Source organism: Methylocella sp. CPCC 101449, assembly GCF_031921685.1.
In the GTDB taxonomy this organism is placed as follows: domain Bacteria; phylum Pseudomonadota; class Alphaproteobacteria; order Rhizobiales; family Beijerinckiaceae; genus Terripilifer.
The window spans coordinates 151,226-167,461 of record NZ_JAPDHU010000004.1 but is presented as its reverse complement, the minus strand read 5'-3'; the positions used below and the strand labels follow the sequence as shown (position 1 = coordinate 167,461).

Sequence of the window (16,236 nt, the reverse complement as noted above, 5' to 3'; positions counted from 1 at the left end):
CTCCTATCGCTACCCAGTCTAACGAAAATGTAATCGAGCCGACGATTGACATGTCGTCCCCTCGGTCAAATCATTCGTCAAGCCAATCATCTTTCAGCTAGGGACTTGGATACGCCCAGAAGACCTTCCCGCCTGCTGCCCAGCATCGCCCTTTGGCCTTTTGCAATTTTCTATCGCCGTATTCGAGATCCTGGCCAAGGGTTCTGGACGCTCAAAGGGAGGGAGAGATGACGTCTCTTCACAATGATCTGGCCGTTGATGCCGCGCCATCCGCCGCAGGCCTTTTCGCCAACCGATGGTGGGTTGTCTTCGGCTCGGTCCTCGGCATGATCGCCGGGCAAGGCGCGACGACCATTTTCATTTTCGGAACGTTCGTCGGGCCGGTCACATCGGATCTCGGCATAAGCCAAAGCTCTTTCTCCGCCGCACTGCTCATTCTCACAATCGCCGCGGCAGTGGTGACGCCGTGGACCGGGCATATGATGGACAAATATGGCGTGCGGCCCGTCATGCTGCCACTCATCACGCTGTTTGCCGTGGCAACCGCGGCGCTCGCCTTCATGCAGCCATCGCTGCCGCTCATCTATGCCTTGTTCGCCCTTCAGGGCGCGTTCAGCGCTATCCAAGCGCCGACAGGCTATGTGAAAGTCATTTCGCGTCGTTTCGATCGGCAACGCGGCCTGGCCTGTGGCCTCGCCATGGCCGGCGTCGGCCTCGGCGTCGCTCTCTTGCCGCAATATGTCGCTGTGCTGATGACGCACTATGGCTGGCGCGGCGCTTATCTGGGGCTCGGCGCCTTTATCTTCGTTCTGGCTTTTATTCCCGTGGCGCTCTTCGTTCGCGATGCGCCCGGCTCGCAAACCACGCCGCAACTGGGATCGGAAACGCTGCCGGGGCTCACCGTAGCGCAAGCGATCACGGGCACGCGGCAATTCTGGCTTTTGGTGGTCGGTCTTTCGCTGGCAGTGATGGCCATCAACGGCGTGCTGGCGCAATTGGTCGTCATTCTCATGAAGCGCGGCTTTTCAATTCAGGCCGCCGCAACGGTGATGTCGATCGCCGGTTTGGCAATGATTGTCGGCCGCGTTCTCGTCGGCTATTGCCTCGATAAATATCATGGCCCCTCCGTCGCCATGGCCGTCTTCAGCTTCCCGGTGTTCGGCATTTTGTTGCTGCTGTCGGGCGCGAGCGGTCCGGTGCCTTACGTGGCAGCCATCCTGTGCGGATTGGGCATTGGGGCCGAACTCGATCTGATGGGCTTCCTCGTTAGCCGCTATTTTGGCTTACGCGCCATCGGCACCATCTATGGCGTTCTCTTCGCCATCTTCGTCATCGGCTCGGGCGTTGGCCCTTATCTGGTGAGCCTGTCGTTCGAACAGGCGCAGTCCTACACGCCGGTGCTCGAAGGTTTCATCGTCGCCCTGCTCGTCGTCATCGCGATGATGGCCTTCCTCGGCAAGTATCGCTATCCCGTCGCGCATGCGAGCAACTGACGGCGGCCCCTCCAAAATACGATCGCCGGCCCATGGCCGGCGATAAAAGCGGTGAGTGACGAAGAGCCTTACTCCGTCTTGAGATTACCAGCAGCGGCCTTGCCCGAACGCTTATCCGTGACGATTTCGAATGAGATCTTCTGACCTTCGTTCAAGCCATGCATGCCGGCTGCCTGCACCGCCGAGATATGCACGAAGACATCCTTGCCGCCGCTATCGGGCTGGATGAATCCATAGCCCTTCTGCTCGTTGAACCACTTCACGGTTCCAGTGTTCATTCTCAGTTCCTTTCACCAGACAGGCGTCCGGATCAGGAACTCACGCCCCTCCCCCGGACTTCGATATTGGTAGAGAACGCGCCTGCCGGATCGGCCAGACGGCCTTCATCCAGGCCAAAGTCGATAGATCTTGTTACGATATATATACGAACATTTCAACCCATCACAAAAAACGTGATGTCATCCAGATTTGACGAAATCGTCATAAGGCTCCGGGCCGCAATCAGGGAAAAGCCGGCGGCAAAAATACGTTTGCCGGATACGCGTTTGGCTCTAGCCGGCGAGAAAATAGTGCCAGGTTCCGTCTTCCCCGATGCCGGCGCGCTGCATGAGCGGCAGACCGATGTCATTGGTCAAAGCGAGATTGGCGAAGCGGACGCAGCGATACATGGCAAGACGCTCGTCCGCCGTCGGATCGGGCTTCTGCACCGCGGCGAAATGCGGCCAGATGTAACTGACCGTGCTGCCCCGCGTACTCTTCACATAATCGTTCTCAAACGCCGCCTGCAGCAGGGCGAGGATTTCGCGACCGTGCCCGTCGAAAGAATAGCGTTTGAGGAAGTCGATCACCGTGGCGAACGACCTCGGCCGATCGTCCCCACGCGCGAACAGCGGCAGCGTTTCGTTCCATTCGATCGCCGGCCGCAAACGTTCGATATCCCCCGAGCGCGTCGCCACCAGAATGCGCTCGCGCATTTCGGCGACGCGCGGCGGCAAGGCATCGAGATCGCCAGAGCGCGGAGAAAAAGTTTCGACCGGAGGTGGCGGCGGGCGGCGGGCAGGCTTCTGTCTTGCGTCCATGGGCACATGATAACGGTTCGCGGCCAGCGACCTAACGGGATGATGCCTTTTTTCGGGAATTCGGCTAACCAGGGCGGATGATCTCGCAGAAAGCCCGCTATTCCTTCAAAGCTCTGATTGCCCTGGCGCGTGCCGCGCCGGGCGAAACCGTGCAAACACGGCAGATCGCCGAGCAGGAAAACATCCCGCGTGCCTTTCTTGAGCAGATCCTGCTCGAGCTGAAGCGCAACCGCCTGGTGACCAGCCGGCGCGGCAAGGAGGGCGGCTATTTTCTGAGCCGATCGCCGGAAGAAATCTCCATCGGCCAGGTTTTGCGCGTGACCGATGGTCCCATCGCCCCTCTTTCCTGCCTCTCGCGCCATTCCTACCGGCGTTGCGAGGATTGCCCCGACGAAATCGCCTGCGCGCTGCGTGCCGGTTTCGCCGAGGCTTTTACGGCACAACTGGAAGTGCTTGAAAAGATTTCGCTTGCGAGCGCCATGCGGCATGCGGAAGAGGCGAAAGCAAACGGCTCCACCCAGGAGATGGAACTCTATATGGGCGCCGGCATTTAAGCAGAGAACGGGGCGTTAAAGGCGGATAAGAGGGTACGCCCATTTCACACAACTGTTGTGTTATTAAAAATAAAAAACAGACTTGCAAAGTTGATAGAATGGATCAACATTATCGGCATTAAAGACAAAGGGGTGCCGTCATGTCGTCCAGTCGTCCGCAAGCTACCGCCGTGCCGCCCATCGGCCGGCTGCGACGGATCGTCGATATCGTCTCTATTATCGCTGCCTTCGCGTTCGTGTTTTTCGTGGCCTGGGGCGCGCGGGCGCAGGAACTGCTCAACGTCTCCTACGATCCGACCCGCGAACTCTATCGCGCCATCAACACGGCTTTCATCGCGCAGTGGAAGGCCAAGACCGGCCAGACGCTGACCATCCGCCAATCGCATGGCGGCTCAGGCTCGCAGGCCCGCACGGTGATCGACGGCCTCAATGCCGACGTCGTCACCCTGGCGCTCGCTGGCGACATCGATGCGATCGCCGAGCGTTCGACCTTGATCCCCAAGGATTGGCAGAAGCGCCTGCCGCAGAACTCCGCCCCCTACACCTCGACCATCGTCTTCCTCGTCCGCAAGGGCAATCCGAAGAGTCTGAAGGACTGGGGCGATCTCGCCAAGCCCGGCGTATCGGTCATCACCCCCAATCCGAAAACCTCGGGCGGCGCGCGCTGGAACTATCTCGCGGCCTGGGCCTGGGCGACCAAGAATCTGAAGGACGAAGCCAAGGTGCGCGAATATATCGCCGCCGTCCTGCGCAACGTCCCGGTGCTCGACACGGGCGCGCGCGGCTCGACCACCACCTTCGCCCAGCGCGGCCTCGGCGACGTGCTCCTGTCGTGGGAAAACGAAGCCTTCCTCGCCTTCGACGAATTCGGCAAGGACAAGTTCGACATCGTCGTACCGAGCCTGTCGATCCTCGCCGAACCCTCGGTCAGCATCGTCGACGGCAATGTCGACAAGAAGGGTACCCGCGCCACGGCACAGGCCTATCTTGAATTCCTCTATACGCCGGAAGCGCAGAAGATCATCGCCAAGAACCATTATCGTCCGCGCAATGTCGAAGCGGCCGATCCGAAGGATGTCGAACTCTTCCCCAAGCTTGATCTGGTGACGATCGACGGCGAATTCGGCGGCTGGGCCAAGGCGACCAAGACGCACTTCGACGATGGCGGCACGTTCGACCAGCTTTACAAGCCGGCCCGATGAGCCTCGCAGCCTCCACGAGATGGCGACAGCCGAGCATCCTCCCCGGGTTCGGCCTCGCCTTCGGCACAACGCTCACCGCGTTGTGCCTTATCGTTTTGATCCCCCTCACCGCTTTGATGCTGCGTGCCGCCGGCGCCGGCTGGACGGATATCGTCGCCATCGCCACTTCGCCGCGCACGCTCGCGGCCTTGCGCCTGTCCTTTGGCGCCGCCTTGATCGCTGCGCTGGTCAACACCGTCTTCGGCCTGCTGATCGCTTGGATCCTGGTGCGTTATAAGTTTCCCGGCCGGCGTCTGATCGACGCGGCCGTCGATCTGCCGTTTGCCTTACCGACCGCCGTGGCGGGCATTTCGCTCTCCGCCATCTATGCGCCGAACGGCTGGGTCGGCGCCTTCGCCGATCAACTCGGCTTTCAAGTCGCCTACACGCCGCTGGGCGTGATGGTGGCACTGATCTTCATCGGCCTGCCCTTCGTCGTGCGCTCGGTGCAGCCCGTTCTGGCCGAGAGCGAACGCTCGATCGAGGAAGCCGCCGCTCTGCTCGGCGCCAGCCGCCTGCGCACGGTCTTTCGCGTCATCCTGCCCGCCGTCGCGCCGGCCGTGCTCACCGGCTTCGTCCTCGCCTTCGCCCGCGCCGTCGGCGAATATGGTTCGGTGATCTTCATCGCCGGCAATATTCCGATGGTGTCGGAGATCGCACCGCTGCTGATCGTCATCAAGCTCGAACAGTTCGACTACGCCGGCGCCGCCGTGATCGGCATGATGATGCTGATCGTCTCCTTCGTCATGATCCTCGTCTTGAACCTGGTCCAGGCCTGGGGCCGCGAAAGGCTCGGTCATGTCTGACATCACACTCGCGCCGCGCGCGCCCGATCGGGAGATTTCCGGCGAATCCCTTCCCACCCGCGTGGTGCTGATCGCCTGCGCACTTGTCTTTCTCGGGCTCTTTCTGTTTCTGCCGCTCATCTCCGTCTTCGCCGAGGCCTTCAAGCGCGGCTGGGAGGCCTATTTGACGGCGCTCGCCGATCCCGACGCGGCTTCGGCCATCTGGCTGACGCTTTATGTCGCCGCCATCGCCGTGCCGTTCAACATCATCGTCGGCGTGGCCGCCGCCTGGGCGGTGGCGAAATTCGAGTTCAAGGGCAAGAGCCTGCTCGTCAGCCTGATCGATCTGCCCTTCTCCGTGTCGCCGGTCGTCGCCGGCTTGAGCTATATGCTGCTGTTCGGCGCGCAGGGCTATTTCGGCCCCTGGCTGAAGGCGCATGATCTCGCCATCGTCTTCGCGGTTCCCGGCATCGTCATCGCCACGATCTTCGTCACCTTCCCCTTCGTTGCGCGCGAGTTGATCCCGCACATGCAGGCGCTGGGCACAGATGATGAGGAAGCGGCGCTGACGTTGGGCGCCTCGGCTTGGCGCACCTTCTTCACCATCACGCTGCCGAATGTGAAGTGGAGCCTGCTCTACGGCGTGCTGCTCTGTAACGCCCGCGCCATGGGCGAATTCGGCGCGGTGGCCGTCGTCTCCGGCAAGATCCGTGGCGTGACGACGACCATCCCGACACAGATCGAAATTCTCTACAACGAATATAACGGTGTCGCTGCCTTCGCCCTCGCCTCGCTGCTGGCCGGGCTGGCGCTCGTCACCCTCGTCCTCAAAACCTTCCTGGAATGGCGATACGCCGATGCGATCGCCGCATCTTCGCACCGTTGAGCAGGATCATGTCCGTCTCCATCACCATCGAACATGCCCACAAACAGTTCAGTGCCTATCCGGCGCTGCGCGACGTTTCGCTGCGGGTCAAACAACAAGAGCTGGTCGCTTTGCTTGGTCCTTCGGGCTCGGGCAAAACCACGCTGCTGCGCGCCATCGCCGGCCTGGAGGAACTCGATCAAGGCCGGGTGTTCTTCGACGCGACCGACATGCGCAGCCTGTCGCTGCGCGATCGCCGGATCGGCTTCGTGTTTCAGAGCTACGCTCTGTTCAAGCACATGACCGTCTTCGAGAATATCGCTTTCGGCCTGCGCGCGCGGCCGCGCCGAGAGCGCCCGAGCTCCGCCGAGATCCACAAGCGGGTCGGCCATCTGCTCGATCTGGTGCAATTGGCCGGCCTTGAAAAGCGCTTTCCGACCCAACTCTCCGGTGGCCAGCGTCAGCGCGTTGCCTTGGCGCGCGCGCTCGCCATCGAACCCAGCGTCTTGCTGCTCGACGAGCCGTTTGGCGCGCTCGATGCCAAGGTGCGCAAGGACCTGCGCGGCTGGCTGCGCGAACTGCATGAACGCACGGGCCAGACGACGGTGTTCGTCACCCACGATCAGGAAGAAGCGCTGGAACTTGCCGACAAGGTGGCGATCCTCAATCAGGGCGTCATCGAACAGATCGGTTCGCCGGATGCGGTCTACGACATGCCGGAAAATGCCTTCGTCTGCGAATTTCTCGGCGAAGCCAACAAGCTGCCCGTCCATGTCGCCGGCGGCCAGGCTTTCTTCGATGATACACCTGTGTTTGGCGGCATCGGCTTGAATCGCAGCGGCCCTGCTTCGCTCTACGTGCGTCCGCAGCACATCAAGCTCGCCGACAACGGCCCGCTGGCGCTCCCAGGCATCGTCGAACGCATCCGCCGCAATGGCGCGGTGCGCCGGCTGGAAGTGGCAGTGCGCGGCTATGCCAAGCGGTTGGAACTCGACCTCGCCAGCACGGTGGCCCCGGCGATTGGCGAACGCGTATCGATGAAATTCACCTCAGCGCATATTTTCTGATCGTTCATAGCGCGCCGCACATAATGCGGCGTGACTTGAACCTGTCATGAAATCGCGCCACCCTCGGCTTTCATTGAAGCGTTTTCGAGCGAAGTGGCTTCCGGTTCGCGTAAAGAAAACGCGTCAAAACAAGAGCCTGAGGCCTTTCACCGTTTCATTGAAACGGTGAAAGACTCTAGCCGAGGCAAAATGTATTTCGCGAAATTTTTTCACAAAGCGCCGAGCGACGACCGATTGCTGCTGTACACGCCCGATGTGCTGATGGGCATCTACGCGCGAAAGATCAATTACGCCGATTATCCGAACGGCCGGCCGAGCTACGAAGTCGACGGCAATCTGTTTGGCGAGTTCCTGCGCAAGGATTATCCGACGACGCATGAGGGGGTTTCCGCTTACCGTGATGAGGCCGAAAAACTGCGTCAGTCCGGTTATGTGGAAACCCACCACACCGAATATACCTTGCGCGATCTCGAAGGTGACGACACGCCGAAGCCCGATTGGCAGAAGGCGCTAGATGAAGTGTTGCTGGCGATGTTCGCCGATCCCGTGCCCGTGCAAGCGCAATGTATCGCGGCCTTGAAAGACACGCCCGCCGAGAATGAGCCCGTCGCCTTATGGGCACGCGCGCACTATGCTTCCGCAACAGGCGCCGCCGATGCGCTGGCGCTCTGCGAACAGGCGCGCGACGGCCTCTGGGCGTGCAAAGCCGCGGGCACCGGATTTTACACCTGGTCGCTGCGCCCGCGGAAAGTCGAAGCCTATGTGCTCGAACTGCTGTGCCGGCGCACTCTCATGGCCGGCGATGCGATGGCCGCGCTGACAGCGATCGAGCAGGCTCTGGAAGCGGAAATTGATACGGACCGCACGGTGCTGCGGGCCAATATCCTCTGCGACCATTTTCCGGAGCGGGAGGAAGACGCTTTCGACGACATCTATCGCTATATCCATTTCGGCCATTACACATCGATCACCTCACGCCCCTCCTTTGCGTCCTATGCGGCGCGGCGGGCGGCAGACACGGCTGCAAAACGCGCCTCTTGGCGCTGGAGCCTGAGCAACACACCGGCGAACGCAGCCGCGATCTCGGAAGCCGAACACGCTTTTGCCGGCCGTTTCCCCGACGACTATCGCGCCTTTCTGAAAACACGCGGCAAGAGCGTTCTCTTCGTGCGCGCGCCGCACGAGGATGCCAGTCTGCACTTCCACGCGCCCGAACAACTCGCGCAACATCACGCGGATGTGGTGAATTTCCTCACCATGACCGAGAGCGTGGAAGAGGCGGCCGACGCCTTCCGCGAGGAATACGGCGTTTCACTCGCCCATTTGATCCCCATCGCCGAACCCAACAATGCCAGCAATGCCTTGCTGCTGCATATCGAGCCTGGCGACAATTACGGGCACGTCTATGTGTGGAACCACGATGGTGCGTTCGAACTCGTCTATGAGCAGAACGGTTTTGACGAGATGATGAGGGCGCTTCTCGACGGCATCGAAGAGCAGGATGCGGGCGCGCTCGATCTTTTCAATATTCGTCCGGATACTCAGTAGACCGGCTCATCTCTTGATGAAGTCGATGAAAGCGCGCAACGGTGCCGGCACGAGGCGATGCCCCGGATAGTAGAGGAAAGGTCCGGAGAAACTTTGCCACCAGTCTTCCAGCACGGGTTCGAGCACGCCGCTTGCCATATAGGGCCGTAACCAATCCTCGAAGAGGGTGATGATGCCACTGCCAGCAATGGCGGCGTCCACGACCAGATCGGCGCCCGCGCCGATGCCGACAAGCAGCGGCCCCGTCGGATCAACGCGTATGGTTTCTCCGTTTCGCTCGAACTCCCACTGCGCCGTCACGCCGCTGGCGAAGCGGCCGCGCAGACAGGCGTGGTTCAGCAGATCGCGCGGATGCATCGGGCGGCCGTGGCGGGCGAGATAAGATGGCGCCGCCGCCGTGGCGAAGCGCTGGACGCGTGGGCCGATCGGCACGGCGATCATGGCCTGCTCTAGTTTTTCCTCATAGCGGATGCCGGCATCGCACCCGGCGGCGACCACATCGACAAAGCCGTCCTCGACCGTGACCTCGAGACGAATATCGGGAAAAGCGGCAAGGAAGGGCGGCACGATCGCCGGCAACACCAGCCGCGCCGCGGCGGTCGGCACATTGAGCTTCAGCGTGCCCGCCGGCCGGTCGCGGAAATTGTTGACGACATCGAGCGCCGCTTCCACTTCGTTCAAGGCGGGACTTAAGCGTTCGAGCAAGCGCTCGCCGGCTTCCGTCGGCACGACGCTGCGGGTAGTGCGGTGAAGCAGTCTGACGCCGAGCTGCTCCTCCACCCGGCGCACCGCCTCGCTGAGGCCGGACGGGCTCATGCCGCTGATGCGGGCACCTTCGCGAAAGCCCTGGGCCTGCGCCACGGCCACGAAGGCGTTCAGATCACTGAGGTCGACCTTCATTGTTCGCTTTTCCGCACAGCTTGTGCCAATTATCCTATATTATCGCACGTATGGCGAGTGACTAGCTAGGGGCGGTCTGGCACGGAGCTCGATCATGTCTCTTGAACAATCTGGTACTTTTTCCCTCGGCAGCCGCAGCGTGAAGCGTCTCGGCTATGGCGCCATGCAACTCGCCGGCCCTGGCGTTTTCGGCCCACCCAAGGATCACGCTGGCGCGCTCGCCGTCCTGCGCGAGGCCATCGCCGCCGGGGTCAATCACATCGACACCAGCGATTTCTATGGTCCTTACGTGACCAACCGGCTGATCCGGGAAGCCTTGGCGCCCTATCCCAAGGACCTCGTCATCGTCACCAAGATCGGCGCGCGGCGCGGCGAGGATGCTTCGTGGCTGCCTGCCTTTTCGCCGGCCGAACTGACGCAGGCCGTGCATGACAATCTGCGCAATCTCCATCTCGACGTGATGGACGTGGTCAATCTGCGGATCATGTTCGATACGCATGGGCCGGCCGAAGGCTCGATCGAAGCGCCGCTCACCGTGCTCGCCGATTTGCAGCGACAAGGCCTCATCCGGCACATCGGCTTAAGCAATGTCACGCCCACGCAGATCGCCGAAGGGCGTCGCATCTGCGACATCGTCTGCGTGCAGAACCAATACAATCTGGCGCATCGCGACGACGACGGCTTGATCGACGATCTTGCCCGCGACGAGATTGCTTACGTGCCGTTCTTCCCGCTCGGCGGTTTCAGCCCGTTGCAATCCTCGACGCTCTCGGCGGTCGCGCAACGCCTCAGCGCCACGCCGATGCAGGTTGCCCTCGCCTGGCTGCTGCAGCGCTCGCCGAATATCCTGCTCATCCCCGGCACGTCGTCGGTGGCCCATTTGCGACAGAACCTCGCGGTCGCCGACATGGCCTTGTCGGAAGACGTTCTGAAAGAATTGGATACGATCGGCGGCGCCGTTTCCGCGTGAATGTGCGAGGCCGGGCAAGCCCCGGCCTCACGCTCAATCTTGCAGCGGAATGTTGGCTTCCTTGATGACACGGGCGAAGCGCGCCCGGTCATCACGATACACCTTGTCGAATTCCTCCGGTGTGTTGCCCACCGGCTGCAATTCCATCGTAGCGAGACGCTGCTTCATATCCGAGGCTTCGAGCGCGGCTTTCGATTCCTTCCAATAGCGATCAACGATGGCGCGCGGCGTGCCCGTGGGCAGAAATAGACCCATCCATCCCGCGACGATGAAATTCGGCAGGCCCTGTTCGGCGATCGTCGGCACATCGGGCATGGAGGGCGTGCGTTGCGCCGTGGTGATGCCGATGGCGCGCACGGCGCCGGATTCGATATGCGGCTTGGTCGCCGATGTCGGCACCAGAGCGATTTCGATGTCGCCGGTCAGCAATGATTGAAAGAGCGGCGCGTCACCGCGAAACGGCACCATCTGGATGTCGGTGCCGGTTTCCTTCTTCAACAGCTCCATCGTCAGATGCAGCGAATTGCCGATGCCGGTCGAGCCATAGTTGAGAACGCCGGGCTTGGCTTTCGCCAAGGCTACTAGCTCCTGCAAATTCTTCGCCGGCACTTTCGGATGAACGACGATCACCGTCGATGTCGCGACAAGCTGCGTGACGCGGATGAAATCCTTGTCGGCATCGAAAGGCAGCGACTTATAGATCGACGGCGAAATCGCCTGGCCGTTGATGTTGAAGAGAATGGTGTAGCCATCGGGCGGGGACTTGGCGACGTTGTCTGTCCCGATATTGCCGCCTGCACCGGCACGGTTCTCGATGACGACCGCAACCTTCATCTGCTCCTGAAGCTTCGCTGCGAAGAGCCGCGCGGCCGCATCGGTCGCGCCGCCCGCCACATAAGGCACGATCATACGGATCGGTTTGTCGGGAAAAGTCTGGGCGACCGCGGTGCCGGCCATGATGGCCAAAACGCCCAAAGTCAGGAGCCCACGAGATAGGCTGAAGCGCATTATATTCCTCCCCATTACCGCGCATATTTGCGTCGACCCGATCATGTCGGGGGGAATGAGCGCTGTCGAGACTGTCGGGACGTTAATGGCGGCGCGTCAGCGAGAATTCGCCGTGGCGAATGCGCTCGGGCAGACGCTCGGCGAATTTGGCGACCTGCTCCTCGCCGTGAATGCCGACGAGTTCGCGGAAGGCCGCGTCCAGCGCCGCATGGGCAAAGCAGCCGCTCTCGATTCCCGCCAGCACCGCTTCCGCGAAGGCTTCGGTGAAGTAGCCAAGGGCCTCGCGGCGCTGCTCGGCGGCGTTGAATTCATTGACGAGAGAGGTGTTCGGCGGCGTTGTCATCGTGGGGTCAATTTAGTCACCCCTGCCCGCGACTGCGACCATCGAATAAAAAAAAGGTTAACGCTAGCCACCGTAACGGTTGGCGACCTCGCGAACGATCTTTTGCCCCTCGTCGAGGTAGCGCGAGATGATCAATTGCGCGTTGGGCGTGCAGGACCGATAGGTCTGCTCATAGCCGCGAAAGCCCCGGTTGAAGGCCCCGGCCAGGCGCGCTTTGCGTGGTTCCGTCAGCCCTTCCGCCTCGATCAGGGCGGTCATGCGCCGGCGCCATTCGGCGCTGTCGTTGGCGCCGCAGAGATCGCGCAGAAAGGCGAGCGCGCCGAGAATTTCGGAAAGCCGCAGCAGTTGCCGCTCATAAGGCGGCGCGGTATCCGGCGCGGGTGCCGCTGCCGCCGGCGGCTTTTGCTGCGCCAACGCGCCATTGGCCAGTGGCCCACTGAAAACCAGAGCCAAGCTTAGCAGAGCCATCGCAGGGAAGCGCGCCGATCGTTTCAAGGTTTGCCGCCTTACGCCGGTTTGTCGACCAACATGCGAGCACTGGCCAGGAGTTCGGCCAGCCCTTGCGTCAGCGAGAGCGAGGCGTAATGCGCTTCGTCCGCCCAGATGACTTGTCCCAGCTCATCGCCTGCGGTGCCTTCGCCCGACAGCCAGCGCGCCGCGAAAGAGGCGATGACATAGTGCCGTTTGACGCGGCCGTCATCGTCATGGGTGATCACTTCGCGCCAGCCGTTGAAGGCGACGATCTCGGCGCGTACGCCCGTCTCCTCCTCGACCTCACGCACGGCAGCCTGTTCCAAGGTCTCGCCGGTTTCGACGAGGCCACCAGGCAGGCTGAATATTTTATCGAAGGGCGGCAGCCGGCGCGCGCCGAGCAGAACCTTGCCGCCGCGCCAGACGGCGGCGCTGGCGGCGAGAATGGGACGGGGCGGATAATCGCGATTGTCGGTCATGGTGCAGAAGCCTTACGGGAACAGCCGTTCCTTGCGCCAATCGCCTTCCGGCTTGTCGCGGCGGAAGGTGATGCGATCGTGCAAGCGGAAGGGACGATCATGCCAGAATTCGATCTGCACGGGGCGGATGCGAAAGCCCACCCAGTAGGCCGGACGCGGTACTTCGCCTATACCGAACTTCAGCGTGTAAGCAGCAATCGCCTTCTCGAAAGCGAAGCGGGATTCGACCGGGCGCGACTGTTGGCTCGCCCAAGCGCCGATGCGGGCATCGCGCGGCCGCGAAGAAAAATAGGCGTCGGATTCGGCATCGGTGACCTGTTCCACCGGGCCGCGCACGCGCACCTGCCGGCGCAGGCTCTTCCAATGAAAATTGGCGGCCGCCTTCATACTGCCCGCGAGTTCGCCGCCCTTGGCGCTTTCGCGATTGGTATAGAAGACGAAACCGCGATCGTCCCAATCCTTCATCAACACCATGCGCACGTCGGGCAGGCCGGCGGGATCGACTGTCGCCAGAGCCATGGCGGACGGATCATTGGGCTCGGACTTGATCGCTTCGGCAAACCAGTCGCCAAACAGGGCGAAAGGCTCGGCGGCATCGGTGAAGTCACCCGCTGTTAACTGGTTCAATGTTTAACTTCCCTGGCAAGTTCTTTGTAATGGATTTCAGAGTTGCGCGTTTTTCCCTTTCCGAGCCTTGATATAGGCGAAAACCGCCAATTTGTCGTCGCGGGTTTGCGTTCCATCGCACCGATTGGCGTGCTGATCGGTCTCGCCCTCGGCCTCGGCGGCTGTGCCACGTCGATTCCGCTCCCCTCCTTCATCGCCAAGGAAGATCCGGACGTGACCGGATCGATCCGGCCAGCTTCTTCGTTGTCGCCCTCGCCGCTGTCGTCGTCACTCGACTCGGAGGACTGGCGCCGGGCCAAGGGCGCCATGGGCGTGGCGCTCGACCCGCAGGGCAACGGCCTGCCGGTCTCCTGGGACAATCCGAAATCTGGCGCCAAGGGGGTTTTCCGCCCCGTCGGCGAGGCCAAGCCGGTGGACGACAAGATCTGCCGGTCCTTCGTCGCCGACCTCTCCGGCTCCCATCCGGAACAGTCCCTGCAAGGCACCGCCTGCCGCGACAAATCCGGCGATTGGGCTCTCGGCCCCGTGACTCCCTGGAAAAAGGCCTGATCGGGCCAGAACGGGCAGCAATTTCCGTTCACCTTGCAGCGCAAAACCGTTCGCCTCTGCGTCTCTCAATTGATAAGAGAAAGCGCAAATTTGAGGATTTTACCGTGACTGCGCCGTCCAAGGGTCAGACCGCCAAGGACCAGACTGCCGAACGCGAGAGCGCGCTGATCGCCCGTCTCGTGGCGGCGGGCTATGTCCGTGCCGAGCCATCCATCCTGCAACCGGCCTCGGTCTTTCTCGACCAGTCGGGCGAGGACATCCGTGGCCGTATCTATCTGACGACCGACGCATCGGGCGCCGAATATTGCCTGCGGCCGGAATATACTATCCCGGTCTGCCGCGATTATCTGGCCTCGGCCGCCGGTAAGCCGGCCGCCTTCTCCTATCTCGGCCCTGTGTTCCGCTACCGGCCCACGGGCCCGGTGGAATTCAACCAGGCGGGGCTGGAAAGCTTCGGGCGCAGCGACCGGGAAGCGGCCGACGCGGAAATCTTTACCGTGGCTCTGGAGGCGGCACGCGCTGCCCATGGCGGACCGCTGGCGGTGCGCATCGGCGACACAGGCCTGTTCACCCGCCTGCTCGACATTCTAAACCTGCCGCCCGTGTGGCTGCGCCGCATCCGGCGCGGCCATGCCCGCGGCCAGTCGCTCGATGCCCTGTTCGCTCTGCCGGAGAACGGCAACGGCGGTGATCATTCAGGCGTGCTGGCGGCGCTCGAGGGCACCGACAAGCAGGGCGCCCGCGCGCTCGTCGAAGATCTTCTGTCGATCGCCGGCATTTCCTCGGTGAGCGGCCGCACGGCCGGCGAGATTGCGGAGCGTTTCCTCGAACAGGCTTCGCTGAAGGCTGGCAGTGCGCTAGCTGCCGAAAAGCGCGTCGTGATCGAGCGCTATCTCGCCATCGCCGGCAACCCGGACGATGCGGCCCAGCAATTGCGCGCTTTGGCGGACGACACCAAGCTCGATCTGGCGGCGGCGCTCGATGCGTTCGAGGCGCGGCTCGGCTTCATCGCGGCACGCGGCTTCGATATCGGCGAATTGCATTTCTCCGCCCGCTTCGGCCGCAATCTCGACTACTACACCGGCTTCGTCTTCGAGGCGCAGGATCGCTCGCGCAGCGACAACAGGCCGATCGTCGGTGGCGGCCGCTATGACGGATTGCTGAAGACCTTGGGCGCCGATGCCGACATTCCGGCTGTGGGTGCTGCCATTTGGTGCGACCGGCTCGACGTCGCGGGAGCCAAAGCATGAGCAACCTCGTCATCGCCGTGCCATCGAAAGGTCGGCTACAGGAAAACACCGCGAAATTTTTCGGCCGCGCCGGCCTCACCTTGGTGCAGGGGCGTGGCGCGCGTGACTATCGCGGTCTGATCGCCGAAGTGAGCGGCGTCGAAATCGCTTTCCTCTCGGCCTCCGAAATCGTGTCGCAGCTTGCCTCCGGCAATGTCCACATGGGCGTCACCGGCGAAGACCTGGTGCGCGAAACCGTGGCCGATGCCGACGCGCGCATGGAACTGCTGCAACCGCTCGGCTTCGGCCACGCCAATGTGGTCGTCGCCGTGCCGCAAGCGTGGATCGACGTGAAGACCATGGCCGATCTCGACGACGTCGCCGCCAGCTATCGGGCGCGGCGCGGCGAACGCATGCGCGTGGCGACCAAATATATCCACCTGACGCAGCGCTATTTCGCCGAGATGGGCGTCACCGATTACCGCATCGTCGAATCGCTCGGCGCCACCGAGGGCGCGCCGGCGGCGGGCCAGGCGGAACTGATCGTCGACATCACGACGACCGGCGCCACCTTGCGCGCCAATGCTCTTAAAGTGCTCGACGATGGCGTGATGCTGGAATCGCAAGCCAATCTCGTGGCCTCGGTGAAAGCCGATTGGAACGACGCCACCCGGAAAGCCGCCAGAAGCATTCTCGGCCGCATTTTCGCGGAAGAGGAAGCGCGGACGTCGCGCGAGGTGCGGGCACGCCTGGCCGACAGCGCGGCCACTTACACCGAGCGGGCCGAAAGCCTGTTCCAGGCGCGCGCCATCCTCGGCAGCCATGCGGACATCGTCTCGTTGATCTGCCCGGTGGAGCGCACGCCGGCTTTGGCCGACTGGCTGATCGCGCAAGGCGCGCAACACGTCACCGTCGGCTCGCTTGATTATGTGTTCAGCGCCGTCAATCCTCTCTACGAAAAGCTGGTCCGGCGAATCGGCTAAGTCGCGGCGGACCCGCCATAATCTCGACGCGACAGCCTCGCACGG

19 protein-coding genes are annotated in these 16,236 nt (G+C 62.3%); 11 read left to right on the top strand and 8 right to left on the bottom strand.

Annotated elements, in window-relative coordinates; translation table 11 throughout:
- Positions 1 to 227 precede the first annotated feature (227 nt).
- Positions 228 to 1,493, top strand: a complete 1,266-nt coding sequence (locus OIM99_RS25435; protein WP_311853323.1) for an MFS transporter — start codon at positions 228 to 230, stop codon at positions 1,491 to 1,493.
- A gap of 68 nt (positions 1,494 to 1,561) precedes the next feature.
- On the opposite strand, the gene OIM99_RS25430 is transcribed toward OIM99_RS25435, so the two are convergent.
- Together OIM99_RS25430 and OIM99_RS25425 are read right to left on the bottom strand one after the other, a co-directional pair.
- Entirely contained in the window at positions 1,562 to 1,771 is a 210-nt protein-coding gene (locus OIM99_RS25430; protein ID WP_311853322.1) for a cold-shock protein, read from the bottom strand.
- A 273-nt stretch (positions 1,772 to 2,044) separates the two neighbouring features.
- A complete protein-coding gene (locus tag OIM99_RS25425; RefSeq protein ID WP_311853321.1) occupies positions 2,045 to 2,572 on the bottom strand; it encodes a hypothetical protein in 528 nt (175 codons plus the stop codon).
- Between the two features lie 77 nt (positions 2,573 to 2,649).
- On the opposite strand from OIM99_RS25425, the gene OIM99_RS25420 reads away from it, so the two are divergent.
- The 6 genes from OIM99_RS25420 to OIM99_RS25395 all read left to right on the top strand — a co-directional run bounded on the left by OIM99_RS25420 (position 2,650) and on the right by OIM99_RS25395 (position 8,632).
- The gene (locus OIM99_RS25420) at positions 2,650 to 3,126 is read left to right on the top strand and encodes an Rrf2 family transcriptional regulator (protein ID WP_311853320.1); all 477 of its coding nucleotides are present in this window, start codon (positions 2,650 to 2,652) and stop codon (positions 3,124 to 3,126) included.
- Between the two features lie 140 nt (positions 3,127 to 3,266).
- Positions 3,267 to 4,328 (top strand): sulfate ABC transporter substrate-binding protein, encoded by a 1,062-nt coding sequence (locus OIM99_RS25415; RefSeq protein WP_311853319.1) that lies wholly within the window; start codon positions 3,267 to 3,269, stop codon positions 4,326 to 4,328.
- Entirely contained in the window at positions 4,325 to 5,173 is an 849-nt protein-coding gene (cysT, locus tag OIM99_RS25410; RefSeq protein ID WP_311853318.1) for a sulfate ABC transporter permease subunit CysT, read from the top strand. The genes OIM99_RS25415 and cysT overlap by 4 nt, the downstream gene beginning before the upstream one ends.
- Positions 5,166 to 6,038: a sulfate ABC transporter permease subunit CysW gene (cysW, locus tag OIM99_RS25405; RefSeq protein WP_311853317.1), complete on the top strand. Its 873-nt coding sequence runs from the start codon at positions 5,166 to 5,168 to the stop codon at positions 6,036 to 6,038. Before cysT ends, cysW begins: the two co-directional genes overlap by 8 nt.
- An 8-nt stretch (positions 6,039 to 6,046) precedes the next feature.
- Positions 6,047 to 7,084, top strand: coding sequence for a sulfate/molybdate ABC transporter ATP-binding protein (locus tag OIM99_RS25400; RefSeq protein WP_311853316.1), 1,038 nt, complete (start codon positions 6,047 to 6,049; stop codon positions 7,082 to 7,084).
- Positions 7,085 to 7,273: 189 nt separating this feature from the next.
- The gene (locus OIM99_RS25395) at positions 7,274 to 8,632 is read left to right on the top strand and encodes an SMI1/KNR4 family protein (protein WP_311853315.1); all 1,359 of its coding nucleotides are present in this window, start codon (positions 7,274 to 7,276) and stop codon (positions 8,630 to 8,632) included.
- Positions 8,633 to 8,638: 6 nt separating this feature from the next.
- Here the strand turns inward: OIM99_RS25395 and OIM99_RS25390 are convergent, their stop codons facing one another.
- The gene (locus tag OIM99_RS25390; RefSeq protein ID WP_311853314.1) at positions 8,639 to 9,532 is read right to left on the bottom strand and encodes a LysR family transcriptional regulator; all 894 of its coding nucleotides are present in this window, start codon (positions 9,530 to 9,532) and stop codon (positions 8,639 to 8,641) included.
- 94 nt (positions 9,533 to 9,626) lie between these two features.
- On the opposite strand from OIM99_RS25390, the gene OIM99_RS25385 reads away from it, so the two are divergent.
- A complete protein-coding gene (locus OIM99_RS25385; RefSeq protein ID WP_409371565.1) occupies positions 9,627 to 10,502 on the top strand; it encodes an aldo/keto reductase family oxidoreductase in 876 nt (291 codons plus the stop codon).
- 33 nt (positions 10,503 to 10,535) lie between these two features.
- Here OIM99_RS25385 and OIM99_RS25380 read toward each other — a convergent pair whose 3' ends face one another.
- The 5 genes from OIM99_RS25380 to pdxH form a co-directional block, all read right to left on the bottom strand.
- The gene (locus OIM99_RS25380) at positions 10,536 to 11,510 is read right to left on the bottom strand and encodes a tripartite tricarboxylate transporter substrate binding protein (protein WP_311853313.1); all 975 of its coding nucleotides are present in this window, start codon (positions 11,508 to 11,510) and stop codon (positions 10,536 to 10,538) included.
- 82 nt (positions 11,511 to 11,592) lie between these two features.
- Positions 11,593 to 11,853, bottom strand: coding sequence for a hypothetical protein (locus tag OIM99_RS25375; RefSeq protein WP_311853312.1), 261 nt, complete (start codon positions 11,851 to 11,853; stop codon positions 11,593 to 11,595).
- A gap of 63 nt (positions 11,854 to 11,916) precedes the next feature.
- On the bottom strand, positions 11,917 to 12,321 hold the full coding sequence (locus OIM99_RS25370) for a TIGR02301 family protein (protein WP_311853311.1): 405 nt from the start codon (positions 12,319 to 12,321) through the stop codon (positions 11,917 to 11,919).
- A 38-nt stretch (positions 12,322 to 12,359) separates the two neighbouring features.
- Positions 12,360 to 12,803: an NUDIX hydrolase gene (locus OIM99_RS25365; protein ID WP_311853310.1), complete on the bottom strand. Its 444-nt coding sequence runs from the start codon at positions 12,801 to 12,803 to the stop codon at positions 12,360 to 12,362.
- Between the two features lie 12 nt (positions 12,804 to 12,815).
- Positions 12,816 to 13,430 (bottom strand): pyridoxamine 5'-phosphate oxidase, encoded by a 615-nt coding sequence (gene pdxH / locus OIM99_RS25360; protein ID WP_311853309.1) that lies wholly within the window; start codon positions 13,428 to 13,430, stop codon positions 12,816 to 12,818.
- A 42-nt stretch (positions 13,431 to 13,472) separates the two neighbouring features.
- On the opposite strand from pdxH, the gene OIM99_RS25355 reads away from it, so the two are divergent.
- From OIM99_RS25355 to hisG, 3 genes are all read left to right on the top strand, one after another.
- On the top strand, positions 13,473 to 13,979 hold the full coding sequence (locus OIM99_RS25355) for an RT0821/Lpp0805 family surface protein (RefSeq protein ID WP_311853308.1): 507 nt from the start codon (positions 13,473 to 13,475) through the stop codon (positions 13,977 to 13,979).
- 104 nt (positions 13,980 to 14,083) lie between these two features.
- Complete coding sequence (locus tag OIM99_RS25350; RefSeq protein WP_311853307.1) at positions 14,084 to 15,229, top strand: ATP phosphoribosyltransferase regulatory subunit; 1,146 nt, start codon at positions 14,084 to 14,086, stop codon at positions 15,227 to 15,229.
- Positions 15,226 to 16,191 carry an ATP phosphoribosyltransferase gene (gene hisG, locus OIM99_RS25345; RefSeq protein ID WP_311853306.1) on the top strand — a complete coding sequence of 322 codons (966 nt, stop codon included), beginning with the start codon at positions 15,226 to 15,228 and terminating at the stop codon, positions 16,189 to 16,191. Before OIM99_RS25350 ends, hisG begins: the two co-directional genes overlap by 4 nt.
- The last annotated feature ends 45 nt before the right edge of the window (positions 16,192 to 16,236 follow it).